General features: G+C 37.5%; 17 protein-coding genes. 13 read left to right on the top strand and 4 right to left on the bottom strand.

What is annotated here, in order from left to right; all coding sequences use genetic code 11:
- Positions 1-213 precede the first annotated feature (213 nt).
- Complete coding sequence (locus F981_RS18230) at positions 214-2,406, top strand: TonB-dependent receptor (RefSeq protein WP_004724040.1); 2,193 nt, start codon at positions 214-216, stop codon at positions 2,404-2,406.
- 89 nt (positions 2,407-2,495) lie between these two features.
- Here F981_RS18230 and F981_RS18225 read toward each other — a convergent pair whose 3' ends face one another.
- Positions 2,496-3,560: an SDR family oxidoreductase gene (locus F981_RS18225; protein WP_004724038.1), complete on the bottom strand. Its 1,065-nt coding sequence runs from the start codon at positions 3,558-3,560 to the stop codon at positions 2,496-2,498.
- A gap of 387 nt (positions 3,561-3,947) precedes the next feature.
- On the opposite strand from F981_RS18225, the gene ftn reads away from it, so the two are divergent.
- Positions 3,948-4,412 carry a heteropolymeric bacterioferritin subunit Ftn gene (ftn, locus tag F981_RS18220; protein WP_004724037.1) on the top strand — a complete coding sequence of 155 codons (465 nt, stop codon included), beginning with the start codon at positions 3,948-3,950 and terminating at the stop codon, positions 4,410-4,412.
- A 92-nt stretch (positions 4,413-4,504) separates the two neighbouring features.
- On the opposite strand, the gene F981_RS18215 is transcribed toward ftn, so the two are convergent.
- On the bottom strand, positions 4,505-5,077 hold the full coding sequence (locus F981_RS18215) for a peroxiredoxin (RefSeq protein WP_004724034.1): 573 nt from the start codon (positions 5,075-5,077) through the stop codon (positions 4,505-4,507).
- Between the two features lie 134 nt (positions 5,078-5,211).
- On the opposite strand from F981_RS18215, the gene F981_RS18210 reads away from it, so the two are divergent.
- The 11 genes from F981_RS18210 to F981_RS18160 all read left to right on the top strand — a co-directional run bounded on the left by F981_RS18210 (position 5,212) and on the right by F981_RS18160 (position 14,498).
- Positions 5,212-5,535: a DUF6176 family protein gene (locus F981_RS18210; RefSeq protein WP_004724032.1), complete on the top strand. Its 324-nt coding sequence runs from the start codon at positions 5,212-5,214 to the stop codon at positions 5,533-5,535.
- A 73-nt stretch (positions 5,536-5,608) separates the two neighbouring features.
- A complete protein-coding gene (locus tag F981_RS18205) occupies positions 5,609-6,328 on the top strand; it encodes a YqiA/YcfP family alpha/beta fold hydrolase (protein WP_004724030.1) in 720 nt (239 codons plus the stop codon).
- Positions 6,329-6,432: 104 nt separating this feature from the next.
- A complete protein-coding gene (bioA, locus tag F981_RS18200) occupies positions 6,433-7,767 on the top strand; it encodes an adenosylmethionine--8-amino-7-oxononanoate transaminase (protein ID WP_004724027.1) in 1,335 nt (444 codons plus the stop codon).
- Complete coding sequence (locus tag F981_RS18195) at positions 7,764-8,933, top strand: 8-amino-7-oxononanoate synthase (RefSeq protein WP_004724024.1); 1,170 nt, start codon at positions 7,764-7,766, stop codon at positions 8,931-8,933. Before bioA ends, F981_RS18195 begins: the two co-directional genes overlap by 4 nt.
- Positions 8,934-8,940: 7 nt before the next feature.
- Positions 8,941-9,717, top strand: coding sequence for a malonyl-ACP O-methyltransferase BioC (gene bioC / locus F981_RS18190; RefSeq protein WP_004724022.1), 777 nt, complete (start codon positions 8,941-8,943; stop codon positions 9,715-9,717).
- A complete protein-coding gene (gene bioD, locus F981_RS18185; protein ID WP_004724021.1) occupies positions 9,714-10,358 on the top strand; it encodes a dethiobiotin synthase in 645 nt (214 codons plus the stop codon). Before bioC ends, bioD begins: the two co-directional genes overlap by 4 nt.
- Before the next feature lie 121 nt (positions 10,359-10,479).
- The gene (locus F981_RS18180) at positions 10,480-10,938 is read left to right on the top strand and encodes a hypothetical protein (RefSeq protein ID WP_004724019.1); all 459 of its coding nucleotides are present in this window, start codon (positions 10,480-10,482) and stop codon (positions 10,936-10,938) included.
- Between the two features lie 256 nt (positions 10,939-11,194).
- A complete protein-coding gene (locus tag F981_RS18175) occupies positions 11,195-11,536 on the top strand; it encodes a YegP family protein (RefSeq protein ID WP_004724017.1) in 342 nt (113 codons plus the stop codon).
- Between the two features lie 723 nt (positions 11,537-12,259).
- Entirely contained in the window at positions 12,260-12,724 is a 465-nt protein-coding gene (locus tag F981_RS18170; protein WP_004724016.1) for a YybH family protein, read from the top strand.
- Between the two features lie 177 nt (positions 12,725-12,901).
- Positions 12,902-14,071 (top strand): low temperature requirement protein A, encoded by a 1,170-nt coding sequence (locus tag F981_RS18165; protein ID WP_004724015.1) that lies wholly within the window; start codon positions 12,902-12,904, stop codon positions 14,069-14,071.
- A 22-nt stretch (positions 14,072-14,093) separates the two neighbouring features.
- A complete protein-coding gene (locus F981_RS18160) occupies positions 14,094-14,498 on the top strand; it encodes an NUDIX hydrolase (RefSeq protein ID WP_004724014.1) in 405 nt (134 codons plus the stop codon).
- Positions 14,499-14,660: 162 nt separating this feature from the next.
- Here the strand turns inward: F981_RS18160 and F981_RS18155 are convergent, their stop codons facing one another.
- The gene (locus F981_RS18155) at positions 14,661-17,048 is read right to left on the bottom strand and encodes a glucose/quinate/shikimate family membrane-bound PQQ-dependent dehydrogenase (protein WP_004724013.1); all 2,388 of its coding nucleotides are present in this window, start codon (positions 17,046-17,048) and stop codon (positions 14,661-14,663) included.
- Between the two features lie 152 nt (positions 17,049-17,200).
- Complete coding sequence (locus F981_RS18150; protein WP_004724012.1) at positions 17,201-18,454, bottom strand: carbohydrate porin; 1,254 nt, start codon at positions 18,452-18,454, stop codon at positions 17,201-17,203.
- Positions 18,455-18,757 lie beyond the last annotated feature (303 nt).

Here is an 18,757-nt window from a genome sequence, read left to right as displayed (position 1 = left end):
AGTCATCATTTTTTAATAAAACTTTGAGCACTGTATTTTAGCGATTGTATTTCGCAAGACTGCTTGATCTATCATTAGCACGCTATATGATAATAATTCTTATTTATTAGAATTTTCCATTAAACTTAACTTTAGATGAGAAATTACAATTCTTAACAATAGTGAAAGTATATATAATAATCATTATCATTTGAAAAGTGTCTTATTATTTATATGAAAAATTTTTCTCGAACATTTCTGGTCAATTCTATTTCAATCGTGCTTTTTGGTGGGGGACTTACACAAACAATTTGGGCAAATGATGAAATTACTGCTTTGCCTACGATTAAGGTCGCTGCTGAAAAAGAACAAGAAAAACCAACATTTGCCAATGGTGCTTTGCAAAAAAATACAGATTTGGGGCCATTGGGAAATAAGAAAATTATAGATACGCCGTTTAGTATCACGTCTTATTCGGAACAATTGATTGAAAATCAACAAGCTAAAACTGTGGCTGAAGTGTTGAAAAATGATCCTGCGATTCGGATTACAACCAATCAAGGGCATTTAAACGAGAACTTTAAAATTCGCGGTTTTGATGTCAATCATGAAGATATGAACTATAACGGATTTTTTGGTGTTGCACCTTATGGACGTATTCCAACAGAGTTTTTAGAATCGGTAACCGTACTTAAAGGTCCTAATGCTTTGGTAACTGGTGTTGCACCTACAGGCAGTGTAGGAGCTGTGGTGATTGCCAATTCTAAACGAGCAGATCAAGAACTCACCCAAGTTTCTGCATCGTTTCAAGATGAAGGATATTATCAATCAGGCTTTGATGTATCTCGTCGTTTTGGTGAGAACAAAGAGCTTGGTGTGCGTGTGAATGGTGTGTATGGTCAAGGCGAGCATATTGTTGATGGAATGGATGATCGTCATATTTCAGGAGCGATTGCTGCTGATTACACCACAGATAAACTAAAGATTAATTTTGATTCTTATGCAATTCGTGACAATCGCAAAGGTGGTTCTCCTGCCATGATTGCAATGGGAGTAAAAGACTCAAAAGGGAATGGAATTAGCCAAGTGCTCGCAGCACCTAAAGGGGATTTAAATTATTTTCCGCATTTAGAAGGAAATACTAAAAGCAATTTTGTTGGATTATCGGGAGAATATAAATTTACTCCTGATATCAAAGCATTTGCTGGAATAGGTTATGTTGAGAAAGAGTACGCGGGACATTTATTTGGTACTCGTATGATTGTGACGAATTTAAATGGAAATGCAACCTCACAATATTACCGAGTGGGTTCACAGGAGCATAACACTGCTGCCAATGCAGGCTTTGAAGCAAAATTTGATACAGGTATGATCAAGCATACTTTAGGTTTACGTGCAGATTATCTGAAACGTAAATACAATCAGCATACTGGACAAGGTGCGACGCCTGTACCTTTCGAGACCAATATTTACAATCCATCCGATAATGGAAATATGCCTTTAGCGAATCCTACGATTCTACCTTTGGGTGATAATAAATATGTCAGTTATACCTTAACAGATCAGCTTTCAATGTTAGATGATAAATTACAGTTAATCGTTGGTGCACGTTACCAAGATATAGACACTAAAAATCTTCAGAAAAAGACAGCTTATAGTGATGATAAAGTTTCACCAAGTTTAGGTGTTGTATTGAAACCGTTTGGTGAAAATCTTTCTCTTTATGCAAGTTATGTGGAAGGTTTAGTTGAAGGTTCAACTGTAGATTCAACGTTAAAAGATGTGAATGCAGGAAAGACCTTTGCACCCTTTCAAACCAAACAATATGAAGTTGGAGCGAAGTATCAGGCAGGATCATGGTTAAATACATTTGCACTTTATCAAATTGAAAAACCAAGCACCATGGTGACTACTTTTAATCAAGCTGATGCAAATAAAAATACGCAGATTACCACAGATGATGCAGAAACGCGTTCTCGCGGTGTGGAATGGTCATTTTCAGGTGAAATCATGGATGGCTTAAATCTGCTTGGAAATATTGCCTATACAGATGCAGAGTTAACTAAAGCTGCAGTAACCAAAGGTGTATCAAATGAAGGAAATACGGTTTTTGGTGTACCTGAGTGGACAGCATCATTAGGGCTAGATTATGCAATTCCGATGCTTGAAGGGTTCAATGTCAATGCTCGTGCAAATTATGTTGGTAATCAATATATGAATGATGCCAATACACTTGAATTACCTGATTATACTATTGTTGATCTAGGCGCTCGTTATAAAACAAAATTAGGTGGGGTAAATACTACATTCTTATTCAATGTGGATAATGTCGCCAATAAAAAATATTGGGAAGGGATGTTTAACCAAAACTATGCAGTGGTGGGGGGAGCCCGTACTTATAAAGCTGGCGTAACTTTTGATTTTTAAGCCTTAGCTGATATTGAACGCTATAAGCCAAAAAGCCTTTTTCATGATTGAAAAAGGCTTTTTTGATTTAAAAATCAGTTGAGCTGTTATTAAATATATTTCTTAACCACACCGTCATCAAGGAGCTGCTGGAAATGCTCGACTAAACTGGTTTCAATATTACGATAACTCATCCCCAGTTCCTGTTTGCTTTTATCAGCATTAAAAAAGATAGGGTAGCCCATATTCTTTTCAATAAAATCACGCGAATAGCCAAATGCAGGTCCAATAAATTTAAATGCTTTTTTCGGAACTTGGTTGCGTGGAAAAGGAAATTTTTGTCCAAAATTTTGACGTAAAATTTTACCCATTTCCAAAAGGCTGAGTGAGCCACCACTAATAATGTAACGCCCAGCTGCATTTTCCTTGAATGCTGCCAAAATATGCGCATCAGCAACATCACGAACATCCACAATACCATTCCACATCGGTGGGACACCGAGTAAGGTCATGCCGTTGGCAAATTGCTCTAAGACTTCTACACTCCCTGACTGTGTATTTGCGGTCAGTGATGGGCCAAGTACCAGTGCAGGGTTGACACAGATCAGCGTCCAACGATTTTGTGCTTCCGCCATTTCCCATGCTTTACGCTCTGCCATAACTTTTGAATAAGGGTACGGTTGGTGCGTGGTTGAACTGGTGGTATTCCAATGAGATTCATCAAACTGATTATGCTGCGTTTTTAAAATATCAATTGCATCGCCATAAGTAGACGCGATACTTGAAGTCACAATGACTCGTTTGACAGAATCTGTTTTATTGACACTATTTAAGACATTTTCCGTGCCTAAAATTGCAGGTTCAATAATATCTTTAACGGCATCTTTATAATTGGTCACAACAAATGGTGAAGCCATATGCAACACAACTTCACAGCCTTGCATGGCTTCATCAAAAGAACCATTTTCTAAAAGGTTGGCTTTAAATAGTTTTAGTGTGCCAGAGCTAGCTTGTGCGATTTTCTCTAAATGTACAAAGCTTTGTTTCTTATTGAGATCACGTACAGTGGCATGAACGGTATAACCTTGCTCAAGTAATTTTTGAATAACCCAACTGGCAATATAGCCTGTTGCACCTGTAACTAGAATAGGTGCTGATGTGTTTCCCTGAGACATTATTTTTTTCCTGCTAATTGTTAATATTCAATATCATAAATATTAAAGTTAAAATTGTCTTGAAATATTAGCATTAAAAAAAGCCAATAAGATAAAGTATGGGTTCTGTCATTGAAAATGAACAGAAAATGGAATAATGAGGGTGAATAAGAAGCATTTTTAATGGTTACAAAATAAATCATTTTGAAATTTGATGAAAAATCACCAATAAACCATCTATGAAATATTGTAAGCGGTTATTTTTTATATGAAAAAATACTTATTCAAATTGCAAATGCGTATGTTTATCATTTTAATTTTATAAAAATCATAAACTTACACATTTTGTCTTTTGCAAAACTTGCAAAATTTGTCCATACTATTGCAAAAGAATGTGGAGTAATTGAAATGCGTGGCAATCCAGAAGTCATAGACTATCTAAATATGTTGATCGGTGGCGAACTGGCTGCTCGTGATCAGTATCTTATTCATTCACGTATGTATGAAGATTGGGGCTTAAGCAAAATTTATGAACGTATTGATCATGAAATGCAAGAAGAAGCTTCACATGCAGACGCTTTAATTCGCCGTGTACTTTTCCTTGAAGGTACGCCGAACATGAAGCGTGACGATATTGTCACAGGTGAAGATGTTGTAACCTGTTTAAAAGCCGATTTGGCATTGGAATATCATGTACGTGAAAAATTGGCGCAAGGCGTAAAGCTATGTGAAGAAAAAGGCGATTACGTGACCCGTGATATGCTGCGTCAACAAATGAACGATACTGAAGAAGATCATACTTACTGGCTTGAAAAACAATTAGGTTTGATCGAGTTAATTGGTTTACAGAATTATATTCAATCTCAAATGTAAGACACATTAAGTTTCTTGCTTAAGGTGATACGTTTTAGATTAAAAAAAGCCTTTAGATATTCATCTAAAGGCTTTTTTTAATGCTTCAGTCGTTATTTCTTTGAAAACTTCTGAATATCCGCTAAAACTTGATCGGCATGTGTTTGGGTATTTACACTGCTATAGTGATACACAATCGTTCCTTGTGGATCAATCAAAAAAGTTTCTCGTTTTGCTATTTTGGCAATGCCTAAGTTTCGGATGATTTCAAACTGGTCTGCGAGTTGATGATTGCTATCGGCAAGAATTGGAAAATTTAGTCCCAGCTTTTCGGAGAACTTTTGATGAGATTTCACATCATCCAAACTTACACCGAGCACCACCGCATTATTCTTTATAAATTGTGGGTAGAGTGATTTAAATTGATTGGCCTCTTGTGTACAGCCAGGTGAATCATCTTTTGGGTAAAAATATAATACAACCCATTTACCTTTATATTGACTCAGTTCATGCCATTTTGAATTTTGATCTTGTAGTTTAAAACTTGGTGCAGGCTTACCTACCCATTGCTTTTGGTTGGAATCCAGTTTGGAGAGGATAGAGCTTTCCGCATGGCTGGCCGTGTTCAATATGCATAAAGCTGAAACGGAAAGTAAGCTAATACTGAACAGTCGTGATAGTTTCATGACAAACACTTTCCTAAATTGATTCTGATTTGATCTTAGCAAATTTTAAGGTTTTGGCGGTATGTAAAATGTTTGCAATTGTTCACATGCCATTTATGATGAAAGACCATTTAAAATAAATAGAACCTAACGTTATGGATGTCGGTGCAGTATTGATTCAACTGAAAGTAGCGGTGATGGACGATGTTGTTGCATGGCAAAATCAATTGAATAGGCGTAAGCATGAGGCAATTGAAACACTTCAGGCTGAAGGTGTGCATGTTGAATCATGGTTCCATATGGAACTGGATGGACTAGATTATTTGATTGCTTATACACGTGCAGATGATATTGCAAAAGCACATGAAATTTCGAGAAAAAGTCAGTTTGCAATCGATCAAGTACATCAGGAATTTAAACGCACTTGGCAAAAAGTGATTCCAGCCAGCTTATTGGTCGATTTACAAGATCAGAAATAGTTGTAAGTCCGATTGTCCTTCAATTTTAAGCATGCTCTAATAAAACATCGTTACTGTTTTATAGTGATTTAAATTGAATCGACGTATTTTGCTGATCACAGGTTGGGGCGGTGGAACCAAACTACTTCATGCTTTACAACAGGCTTTACAACAGCAAGGCCATGAGGTTGTATTAATCAATATCTTTAATGCATTGGATGAACGTGTCTTACAACAGCAGGTGGAGCAAGCCAAAGATTTTGATGTGATTTGTGGTTGGTCTTTAGGTGGACAATTGGCGACTTTGTTAGTCGAGCAAATTGAACAGCAATATCAACAGCAAAAAGTCTTGATTACACTGGCTTCAAATCCTTGTTTTGTCGCAAATGCTGAATGGCAAACGGCAATGAGCCAAACAACCTTTCATAACTTTAAACAGTCCTTTGAACATGATGCGATTGCGACATTAAAGAAATTTGGTTTTATGGTTTGTCAGGGCACCGCAACCACGCGAGAAGATTTTGTACATTTGCAAAGTTTGATTCAGCCGCAAAATTTAGCGTTATTAAAACAGGGATTGGCGTGTCTTGAGCAATTAAATAATGTCGCGATCTTAAATAACTATGCCGGCAAACAGTATCATATATTTGCTCAACAGGATTTCTTAGTTAGTGACAAAGTCTATGAGAAATTTAAAAATTTCACAGCAAAGTTTTTAGATGTCGAGCTGGTAAATGGTTCACATGGCGTTCCAGTTTTTGATTTTTTAAGTCTAAGTGACAAAATCTGCCAATATTTACAAAAAATAGAATAAATCTATGGATCAGTGGTGAATCTCGCAATTTATTTTTATTGCGCGCAGGTTTAACATCGCTAAACTGTTTTTTGCTGTAATTGTAATGCACATGGAGTGAACGGATGACCGATTTAAATAATGGGTTTGATGATGTCGATCTTGAACAATCAAAGTTAGATGATCTGGACTTTGATCGGCAACATATTTGGCATCCATATACTTCTATGACCAATCCTTTACCGACCTTTAAGGTTAAAAAAGCCTATGGTGCAACCATTGAACTTGAAGACGGACGCCAATTGATAGATGGGATGTCTTCGTGGTGGTGTGCGATTCATGGTTATAATCATCCTGAGTTGAATCAAGCGGTGACAGATCAGTTACAGGATATGTCACATATCATGTTTGGTGGATTTACCCATGATCCAGCGATCCAGCTTGGAAAATTACTGGTTCAACTTAGCCCACCTAATTTAGATAAGGTGTTCTTTGCCGATTCTGGTTCTGTCGCTGTAGAAGTGGCATTGAAGATGGCTGTACAGTTTTGGTCTTCACAGGGCTATACAGAGAAAACTAATTTTGTTACCCCAAGATCTGGCTATCATGGCGATACGTGGAATGCGATGTCTGTTTGTGACCCTGTAACGGGCATGCATCAAATTTTTGGTTCAAGTTTGCCCAATCGCTTATTTGTTCCAGCCCCTCAAGTCGGATTTTATGAGCAATGGGATCAAAGTGACATTGCTGAACTTGAGAAAACTTTGGCTGAACAGCATGCAACGATTGCAGGTTTAATTCTTGAGCCAATTGTACAAGGTGCGGGAGGGATGCGTTTTTACCATCCTGAATATTTGCGTCAAGCCAAATTGCTTTGCGAAAAATACAATGTTTTGCTGATTTTTGATGAAATCGCTACGGGTTTTGGGCGTACAGGAAAACTATTTGCATGGGAGCATGCACAAGTTGAACCTGACATTATGTGTATCGGTAAAGGTTTAACGGGTGGCTATATGACGCTTTCTGCGACATTAACCACCAAGCATATTGCTGAAACGATAAGTCAGGGCGAAGCGGGTGTGTTTATGCACGGCCCAACCTTTATGGCAAATCCCTTGGCATGCGCCGTTGCTGTCAAAAGTACACAATTATTAATTTCTCAAGATTGGCAGAGCAATATTCAACGAATTGAAGCTCAGCTTAGAGATGCCTTACAGCCCTTACAGTCCCTTAATCATGTTGATGATGTGCGAGTTCTTGGTGCGATTGGTGTGGTTGAATTGACTGTGAATGTCGATATGAAAACCTTACAACAGGAATTTGTACGTCGTGGTATCTGGATACGACCATTTGGTAAATTGGTCTATGTCATGCCTCCATACGTCATCACAGCACAAGAATTAAAAACTTTGCTGGAACAATTGGTCGAGGTGGTCAAAGGTATGGAGCAAAGCACATGAGCTTGATCAATACGCACCTTGAACATTTTTCACAGCAGCTTGATGTGCTTAAACAGCAAGGCAATTTACGCCAATTTCGTTCGAATGTTCAGCAAGGACGTTATATTCGCCTTGATCAGCATCAAATGCTCAATTTGGCTTCAAATGATTATCTAGGATTGGCATCTGATCTCACATTACGTGAACAGTTTTTTGATGAAACACCAAATGATCAACGACGAATGAGTTCTTCGTCTTCACGTTTGTTGACTGGACATTTTCCAGAATATGAACTGCTTGAAAATAGTTTAACTCAGGCTTTTCATGGTCGGGCGGCATTGTTATTTAACAGCGGCTATCATATGAATATTGGTATTTTACCTGCACTTGCAGACAGTAAAACGCTGATTCTGGCAGATAAATTGATTCATGCCAGTATGATTGATGGGATTCGTTTATCCTCTGCCAAATATGTGCGTTATCGTCATAATGATTTAAATCATTTGAATCAGCTTTTACAAAAATATCATGCAGATGAGGCTTTCGAGCGCATTATTGTCGTGACTGAGTCGATTTTTAGTATGGATGGTGATGAAACTGACTTAGCTGCATTGGTGAGTATTAAGCAACAGTTTTGCAAAGTCATGCTCTATGTAGATGAGGCACATGCAATTGGAGTACGTGGTGAGCAGGGCTTAGGTTGTGCTGAACAATATGCGGTGATTGATGAGATTGATCTACTCGTGGGGACTTTTGGTAAGGCAATCGCTTCAGTTGGCGGTTATTTAATTTGTCATGCTGTGATTCGGGATTATTTGATTAATGCTATGCGCTCTTTGATTTTCAGTACAGCACAACCGCCAATATGTATGGCATGGACAAACTTTATTTTTCAGAAAGTTTTAGGCTTAGATCAGCGCCGTCAATATTTGCAGTCTACAAGTCAGTATCTACAACAGGCTGTTCAAAGCAAAGGTTTTGAGTGCCCATCAACATCACATATTGTTCCGGTCATTGTAGGTGACTCGATTAAAACGGTTGAAAAGGCCAAAGCATTACAAGATGTGGGATTTTATATTATGCCTGTACGTCCCCCGACTGTGCCGCAACACAGCTCACGGTTACGTATCTGTTTAACTGCTCAAATCACCCAAGCTGATCTAGATCAGCTAACTCCGTTGCTGTGAGTTGAATGTGAAACATCCAGAAATTGATAAATCACAGGTTGCCTTGCGTTTTGCTCAGGCAGGGCAGAGCTATACTGAACATGCGGTCGTACAAAAAAATATTGCACAACAACTGTTTAATTTAATAAGTGAATATTGCCCAGCACACTATGAAAATGTGTTTGAAATCGGTTGTGGTTCAGGAAATTTAACTGAGCTTTTACTGCAAAATTTGCAAATTAAACATTTGATTTTAAATGATCTATATCCGGAAGTTCAGCAGCATTTTTCTGCGGATAAACCGATTGAATATCGGATTGGTGATATAGAACAGCTTGAATTTCCAAAATATTTAGACTTAATTAGCTCAAGTTCCGTTTTACAATGGATGAGTGATTTAAATGGCATTTTTCAACAAGCCTTTCATCATTTAAATCCTAATGCGTATTTTTGTTTTTCAACTTTTGGACAGCATAACTTACAGGAAATTAAAAGCTTAACAGGGCAAGGTCTGAATTACCTATCCCTTGACGATCTGCAACAACAATTAAAGCGAAATGGTTTTGAAATTCTACATATTTCAGAGCAAATTGAGCATCTCAATTTTTCTCATCCCAAATATATTTTGCAGCATTTAAAAGCCACAGGAGTGACTGCGACAGCATCTGGCTTTAGATGGACAAAGCAGAGTCTCGCCGATTTTTATCATCACTATCAACAGTTTTCACAGGCTGATCAGTCAGGAAATATACGCTACTCACTGACTTATCATCCTATTTATTGTATTTTGCGGAGAATGTCATGACTGGATCAGTTTACTTTATCAGTGGAATAGATACTGGAATTGGCAAAACCTATACCACCGGATATTTAGCCAAATTATGGAATGAGCAAGGTCAAAAAACCATTACGCAGAAATTAATCCAAACGGGTAATACCGATATTTCAGAAGATATCGAACAACATCGTGAGATTATGGGAATGGGCTGGTTTCCAGAGGATGAAACCAAGCTCACCATGCCTGAAATCTTTAGCTATCCTGCATCGCCTCATTTAGCCAGCAAAATTGATGGGCGTGAGATTGATTTTGAAAAAATTGCAGATGCTACTCAACGACTTTCTGAAACGTATGATGTTGTTTTGTTAGAGGGTGCAGGTGGATTGATGGTACCCCTAACCACCAGCTTACTTTCAATTGATTATGTGGCCCAGAAAAAGCTTCCTGTGATTTTAGTCAGCTCAGGCCGATTGGGCAGTATTAATCATACGATTTTAAGTTTAGAGGCTTTAAAAAGTCGTGGGCTTGAGCTTTATGCACTTGCTTATAATTTAAATGATGAATCTCAGGATGAACTGATTTCAAAAGATACCGCAGAATTTTTAAAGCATTATTTGGTGAAACATTTTCCGAACAGTGCATGGATTGATATTCCAGTAATCTGTTAGTTTGTTCATCGAATTGAGTGCTGAAACAGCTGATTCATAGTGTTCCGAGCCTGCTGTTTTCTTGTCGCTTTTCAAAAATCTGAATGCTTTAAATAATCGACGTGTATAAAAGGTAATCCTGATGAGTTTTAAAATTCGAATTGAGTTATTTAAAGAGCTTGAAATAACTTCTCTTGATTTTGAAAGTAATGCAACAACGCAAATTTTAAGTCGTTTTGATCAGATTGATTGGATGCAACAAGTCGTCTGGGGATACATGGAGGAGCACCACGGTGATTTTCCTTTTTTTCAAATTGAGCATATCCAAACTGGGCGTAAGTTCGGCGGACTATTTGTGGTTTATAGTCGCAATCAATATAACTTTAATGCACATGCTGAACTCTATCAAAAACAACAAAAATCGCATTTTTTTGGTTTGTTTAAATCTGAAGAGATGCCCAGTTTTGATAACGATGACCTTCCTTTTGCGGTATTTCGGGATTGTTTGGAAAATTTTTTACGTGGCAATGATTCGGAAATCGAGCGTTTAATGAAAACAGTCTATCCAGGTTATACCAGCACAGGTTTTTTTGATCATTGATCGTTAGTGGCTAAATGCAGAATCTAAATTTAAAGTCATTTTTTTTAAATGGCTTTAAATTTTATTGTGACTTAATAATAAAAGCATTCTTCTGATTTGAACTATGTAACTCTGCATCGTTACATAAACAATAAAGTTATAACAAATTAATCTTTTTTTAACATGAAAAGTCATTTATATTTCATATCAGTAGCGTAATTTATGTCCAATAAGCGCTGTGAAATAAAATAAACCGAAAATAATGAAGAGGTGAACCATGTCAGGATGGTATGAAATTAGTCAAGCTAAAGATGGTCAATATCGCTTTGTATTAAAAGCAGGAAATGGGGAAATTATTCTCACCAGTGAGCTCTATAAAGCAAAAGCTTCTGCACAAAATGGTATTGCATCTGTGCAAAAAAATAGCCCAGATGATGCACGTTATGATCGCCTAGAAGCGAAAAATGGTAAACCTTATTTCAACTTAAAAGCAGCAAATCATCAAATTATCGGAACAAGTCAATTCTATTCAGGCGATGCTGCTCGAGATAATGGAATTGAGTCGGTGAAGAAAAATGGCCCTTCAGAGAAAATAAAAGATTTAACAGAACCAACCTAAATCCGCAATAAATGATCCACATCAATCAGTAAAAGCATGTCATTGCAATGACATGCTTTTTTTGAATCTAAAAAACAAATGATAAAAAATAAGTGTCTATTTATGGTAATAAAATTCTAATATTTGAATGGTTACAATGGGTTTTAAAACATAGAAATTAAACCATAAAAATATATATTATTAAGTTGTATAGAATAATCATTCCAAGCGTAATATATAAACTTGAGTTGGATATCAGTTTAGATCATCTATTTATATTTTTAGTTTTGAGTTTCTTCTTATATTGGAGGGGTAGTATGATTTTTTCTCATAGTCATATATGATTTTTTTAAAGATTTTTTAAAGTTTAAATATGTTAGGCTAACTTCAATATTAAATAAAAGGAGAATGATTATTTAATAACAGCTTCAACATTAATTAAAAAGATTATTAAATTTAGTTAATAAATTATTGAAGAATTATTAACTAAATTAGAAATAAGCTTTTTATGATGAAGTGCGAATTTTTTATATCTATTTGTATTATTGAGTGATTTATTTTTGTGAAAGGTTTTGGTTAATATCTAAGCATAATAGGGTTGGTTTTATAAACTGCTTAAATCAGATTAATGAACAGTGATTATTTTGATTTAAATTGATTAGATATGAAAAAATAAACAAAACACTTCACATAATACTTGTTAAGTGTTAAATTCATCACAAATAAGAATAATGAGGTTTTATGATGAAAATAGCAATCGATGGTAATGTGAAAATTGCCGACGAGATAATATCTCAAATTGAATTATGGGATGCTGCTGTTCTTGGTAATAAAATTGATCATCTATTAGATCAATGTGCGGATGATATCAATATGTTTGATGTGAGTATACAATTAGACGGTATCGATGCGTACAAAAAAGAATGGGAGAAATTCAGTCCATATTTTAGTGAAAATGTGCAAATTGTACGTCGCAATATGAAGATCTATGCGTCAAATGATTTGGCTGTATTGCATTGCCATTCAAAAGTGGAAAATTCTGTGCTTAAAGATAAGTTGCAGATGCCATGGTGTCGAACTACATTGTGTCTGAAAAAGAAAGGTGATCAATGGTTAGTCGTACATCAACATATTTCGATGCCGATTGATATGAGCACTGGTAAAGCGATCGTGATCAAAGACATTGCTAAATTGAAATTAGTGGTTTAGCAAGCTAGATTTGTTTGTTATTAAGCCCTTTGATTGGGCTTTTTATTTATGAATTTTTAAATTTAAGAGATAGATGTTAGATCATTAACAAAATTGTCAAAAGAACTCAGTTTTTTACTTGAATGAAAGCTAGAGTTTTGGAAAAATCATGATAATAATCTCAATAATGTGAAAATAATGCCAAATTCATTATTTGTAAAATATGGGTGGTTAAAGCCACTTGCACCACGAAATCCACACGAACCACATCGCGCTGCAACCTCATTAGAATTGTTATTTGACTTAATTTTTGTGGTCGCCATTGCTACAGCAGGGCAACAATTACACCATAGCATTATCGAAAATCATTTATCACATGGCTTAACACTTTATTTTATGGTGTTCTTTGCGTTGTGGTGGGCATGGATGAACTTTAGCTGGTTTGCATCTGCCTACGACAATGATGATGTATTTTATCGAATCATGACCTTTGTGCAGATTATTGGTTCACTTGTGATTGCAGCAGGGATACCTAGCGCATTTCAGCAACAAGATTTTGATGTGATCATTATTGGTTATGTCATCATGCGTTTGGGCCTCGTTACACAATGGTTTCGTGTTGCCAAAAATGATCCTGAGCGTAAACAAACAGCGTTGAGATATGCGGCTGGTATTATCATCGTACAGATTGGCTGGTTACTTTTTCATTTTACCCCGATAAATTTTACCATTTATTTGTTTCTACTTTTGGTCATTGCTGAACTGAGTGTGCCCATCTTTGCTGAAGTAAATAACATGACACCGTGGCATCCACATCATATTTCTGAGCGTTATGCCTTACTCACCATCATTGTCCTTGGTGAATCGATCATTGGAAGTTTTGCAGCAATTTCTGATGCATTAAATAATCAGTTGTTAAGCCAAGAATTAATCTTTTTGACCATTGGTGGCTTATTGATTATGTTTACCATGTGGTGGGCATATTTCGATCATGATGTGGCTGAACGACTCAATAGTCGTAAACGTGCATTTTCATGGGGCTATGGTCACTTTTTTATTTTCGTGAGTATTGCTGCCCTTGGTGCGGGTTTAGCTGCTGCGGTGGATGTGGTGACGCATAAGGCTGAGATCTCGGCTGACATCGTCAGTTATTTTGTTGCTATCTCTTTGATTGTCTATACTGCGAGCCTTTGGTTGTTACAGGAAATTCACCATCTTTCAGGAATCAAGAAATGGTTTTATCCAATTACAGCCGCCATCGTACTCTGTATTCCGATGATCTTTACCCAAGTGGGTTATGCTGTTTTTGCTATGGCAATTGTTTATGCGCTACGTTTAATTTTTTCAAAATGTTATTTGGCAAGATAATCAATTAAGTGGGTTTTGAGCAATGGGATTTCATGATTTTTATCGTTTGAGTTCGCACGCTGTGATTTTTAATGAAAATCGACAAGTCTTGTTATTGAAAGCAACCTATGCAGATTGTGCATGGGGCTTACCTGGTGGCGGGCTGGATCAGGGAGAAACAGTGCATGATGCGCTGATTCGTGAGTGCCAAGAAGAATTAGGCTGTGATGTTTCGATCGAATATTTATCAGGGGTTTATTATCATGCTGCAGTAAATTCCCATGCATTTATGTTTAGGTGTACATTGCAGAACGATCAGTCAATCAATTTAAGTGATGAGCATTCTGAATATCGATGGTTTGACTTTGACCAGCTTTCAACTGTGCAAAAAATTCGTATTGAAGATTGTTTTCATTTTGATGGTCAGGTAAAGAGTAGGGCATTTTAAGGATTGGCTATCGCATGGCGATATGGATATCGCGATCAAACGGGGGATAGAATGTCTTCCTCACTCAAAAAGTACATTCACTTTTATACAAGTGTATGGATTTAGATAAAGCAATAAAAAACAGGCCATCAAGACCTGTTTTTTATTTACCTCAATTTAAGATTATTTATCTGGTAATGCATAAGCAACGATAGAGTCACCCATTTTGGTACCAAATGAACCATGACCACCCGCCATGATCACAACGTATTGTTTACCATTGCTTTCATAGGTCATCGGTGTTGCTTGCCCACCTGCTGGTAGACGACCTTTCCATAGCTCATCACCATTGCTGACATTGATTGCTCGGATGTAATCATCTTGTGTTGCTCCAATGAACATCACATTACCCGCTGTTGAGATCGAACCACCTAACATTGGCACACCCATTTTAAATGGTGGCAATGGAATACCTGGCATACTGTCACGAATTGTACCAATACGACGTTTCCAAGCTACATCATGCGTTTTCAAATCTACACCAGCAACATAACCCCATGCAGGTTGTTTACACGGTAGGCCAAATGGTGAAAGGAATGCACTGATTTCAACACCGTAAGGGACGCCATACATGGGTTGAACACCCGCTTCTGTACCTGCACCTTTGGCTGTTTGTTTACGGTTAGGATCAGCAGGAATCAATCGACTGACAAAAGGTAGGCCAATTGGATTCATGACTGCGATTTGACGGTCAGGGTTAAGTGATAAGCCACCCCATTCAAATACACCCAAGTTACCAGGGAAAACTAAAGTTCCGTTTTCTGAAGGTGGAGTATAAATACCGTCATAATTTAACTTGTGGAATGACACACGACAAATTAACTGGTCAAACATGGTTGCGCCCCACATTTGTTTATCCGTTAATTTTTCTTGAGGTGCTAAGTTAAAGTCTGAGAACGGTTGCGTTGGAGAATAGAATTCACCCTTAGTTTGCGGACCACGTTTTACACTTTGTGGTACTGGACGTTCGTTAATCGGTACAATTGCTTTACCGTTACGGCGGTCTAAAACAAAGGCATTGCCTGTTTTAGTCAATACATAGATTGCTGGAACAGTTTGTCCAGTTTTGTCTTTGATATCAGCTAAGGTTGGCTGTGATGGTACATCCATATCCCACAAATCATGGTGAGTTGTTTGGAAGTTCCAGATCAATTTACCTGTTGTTGCATTGATTGCTAACATTGAGTTTGCATAGCGTTCATGCAGCTTGGTACGGTTACCACCCCAAATATCTGGCGTACCTACACCTGTTGGTACATAAACGATATCGAGTTTTGCATCATATGCAAGCGGAGCCCATGCATTCGGTGAGTTTTGGACATATTTCTGACCAGGACCCGGAATCTGATTCGGATTTTCAGCACCTGTATCAAATACCCAAAGTAATGCACCAGTATTTACATCATAACCACGGATAACACCAGAAGGCTCTTGAGTCGAATAGTTATCTGTCGTTGAACCACCAATGATAATTGTGGTGCCTGTGACAACAGGTGGTGATGTTGGAATATAACCACCCGGATAAGGGAATGGCATATCCTTTTGTAAATCAACTTCACCGTTATGACCAAAGTCAGAACATGCTTTACCTGTTTCAGCATTTACCGCAACGATACGACCATCATTGACTGGTAAAATAACTTTACGCGGACATTCGGTAGATGAGGATTTTTTTGCTTGTAAACTTGCAGCGAAACCAACGGTATTGTCTGCATCGTAATAAGAAACACCACGACAAGTTAAATGTTGGAAGGTATTATCCGCTTTGAGTTTTGGATCAAATACCCATTTCTCTTTACCTGTAGAAGGATCAAGAGAAACCAATTTTTGATGGGTTGTACACAGGTACATGTTATTCCCGATTTTAATCGGTGTGACCTGATTGGTTGTTTCGCCTGAATCATTTTCAGTTTTGAATTCACCTGTACGGTAGGTCCAAGCAACTTTAAGATCTTTAACATTCTCTGAGTTGATTTGATTCAACGGAGAATAGCGTAAACCAGATTGAGTCCGACCATAAGCTGGCCAGTCTGCATCTGCAATACCATCAATCGCTGCTGGCGTTGGTTGTTTACTGGTTAAAGTCCCACGAATTTCTTGTGGATCATTAAAGATAGAATAAGCCATAACCGCAATGGTGATCGCCAATGTACCTGAAAGTGCAATTTTAGCACCTTTGGCATCGAAACCACGTGTTACTGCTGGAATGAGTAGCCATAAGCCAAACACACCTAAAATATCTAAACGCGGTGCAAGCGCGAAGAAGTCTGAACCGACTTCCCAGAGTCCCCAGACAACTGTGCCGAGTACTAATGCTGCATAGACATATAAAGCAGAACTATTTAATTTGCGTAATAAGATTGCTGTTGCAATGAAAAGTATCCCGGCAATGATGTAGTACCAAGACCCACCCAGTGCTGCCAGCCATACTCCGCCGCCTAATAGAACTACACCGAAAACAATTGCAATCACAACTGTTAGGGTTCTGAGTCCTGAAGATGGAGTTTGCATATTGACCACCTATCTATTTGATTAATTTTTTATGCTTTACCTTTCCATTGAGGATTGATGAAGCACATTGTTTAAATTTTTAGATTTTAAATATTTCGATGCGAGGGGAGAGAAGAGTTAAAATTGCATCGAAATATTTATGATCTATAACACTAGAATGCAGTTTGGAATTTGATACCGCCAACCCATGCATTTTCGCCATCTTTATATGCCCCAACATGACGAATATATTGCACATTTGGACGGATCGTCAGCCAATTTGTTGCATGTACACCGTAGTAAATTTCAGTGTTGTACTCTTCATCTTGTTGACGAATTTGAGTATCGTTCACATCATTGTTGATGCTGATACGAGAAAAACCGATTGCGACATCATCTTGAGGGCGCGCATCGAAAGGACCTTTATAGACCAGTCCAATATTTTGCATATTGTCGACAGTGTTTGTGTCTGAGTCATGAATGGTTAAATTAATGAAACCAGTTAAGCCACGACGTGCATCACCGTGGTGTGCTGTAAATTGTTGCTTGGCAACCAGCCATCCACCTTGTTTATGATCTGTTTCATTTGGATTTTTAATGCGTTGTGCATCGACAGTACTATAGTAATAGCCCAAACGATATTCGCCTGGCAATTTTGCAGCACTGAGTTTTGGTTGCCAAACCACTTCCGCAGGAATAATTGCACCATGTGAACCGTCTGTACTTAAGTTAAACCCCTTGCCACGTTCTAAGTTTTCAGGATTGTATTCATAAGCACCGACTTGAGCATATAAGTCAGGTTGGATGTTATATTTAACTCGCGCAGCCCATTGGCTAACAGGCCAGTTATACCATTGGTCGCCTACCCAGTTACCCACTTGAGAGCCACAAAGTGCAAGGTTTTGAAAATCACAGTCAAAGCTGTTAAAATCCTCGCCTTCGCCAAAACGACCCACTTTAATATCTAATTTTTGCTCAAAGAATTTTTTCTTGATCCAAAAATCAGTTAAGCGCCAAGTTTGACCGCGACCCCAAACTTCTTGGGTTGAGCTGAGTTGTCCTGCAAGGGCATCAGAAGTTTGCGACAATGAACGACCATTACGTTCAGTGATGGTGATTTGGGCTTCAGTGTCTTTCCATCCAAGCACTTTTTCCAAGTCTACATGACTACCAATCGCAAACTGATCTGCATACTCAGTACCATGGCTTGAATGGTTTTTTGAATCTAATAAGGTGGCTAATTCGCCGGTATAGCCGAAGCTGAAGTCATAACCTTTTTGTTGGAGCTCGGTTCTTTTTCCGTTCCAATCACCAAACATCCATGGGCTTTCTGCATTAAATGCTTCAGCTGCATGAGCACTTTGAAAAGAACTACATAAAGATAATAAGCTGATAGCCCAATAAAAGTGACCTTTAGATTTATTCATATTTGGTGACCTTGATAACACTTTGTAACTAATTATTTATAATACTCTCATATTTGTATAAAAATCTATTATTTTTGACTTTTAATTGTAATTAATGTGAGTATTTTATCTCATGGTGATAATTTTTTAATAAATGAATATTGGGTTTTTGGGTGTTTTTGGTCAATTTAATCTATTGTTTTTAAACTACTAAATTTTATTTAAAAATTAATTGAAAAACCATAGATTAAAATTGATCTGAAAAGATCAGCTTACCTGTGTAACGTATTTAGAATTAAGATTACACAGGATGCTGAGGTTACA

The sequence above is a fragment of the Acinetobacter guillouiae CIP 63.46 genome (assembly GCF_000368145.1).
Lineage (GTDB): Bacteria > Pseudomonadota > Gammaproteobacteria > Pseudomonadales > Moraxellaceae > Acinetobacter > Acinetobacter guillouiae.
This window is presented reverse-complemented; position numbering and strand designations above follow the sequence as displayed.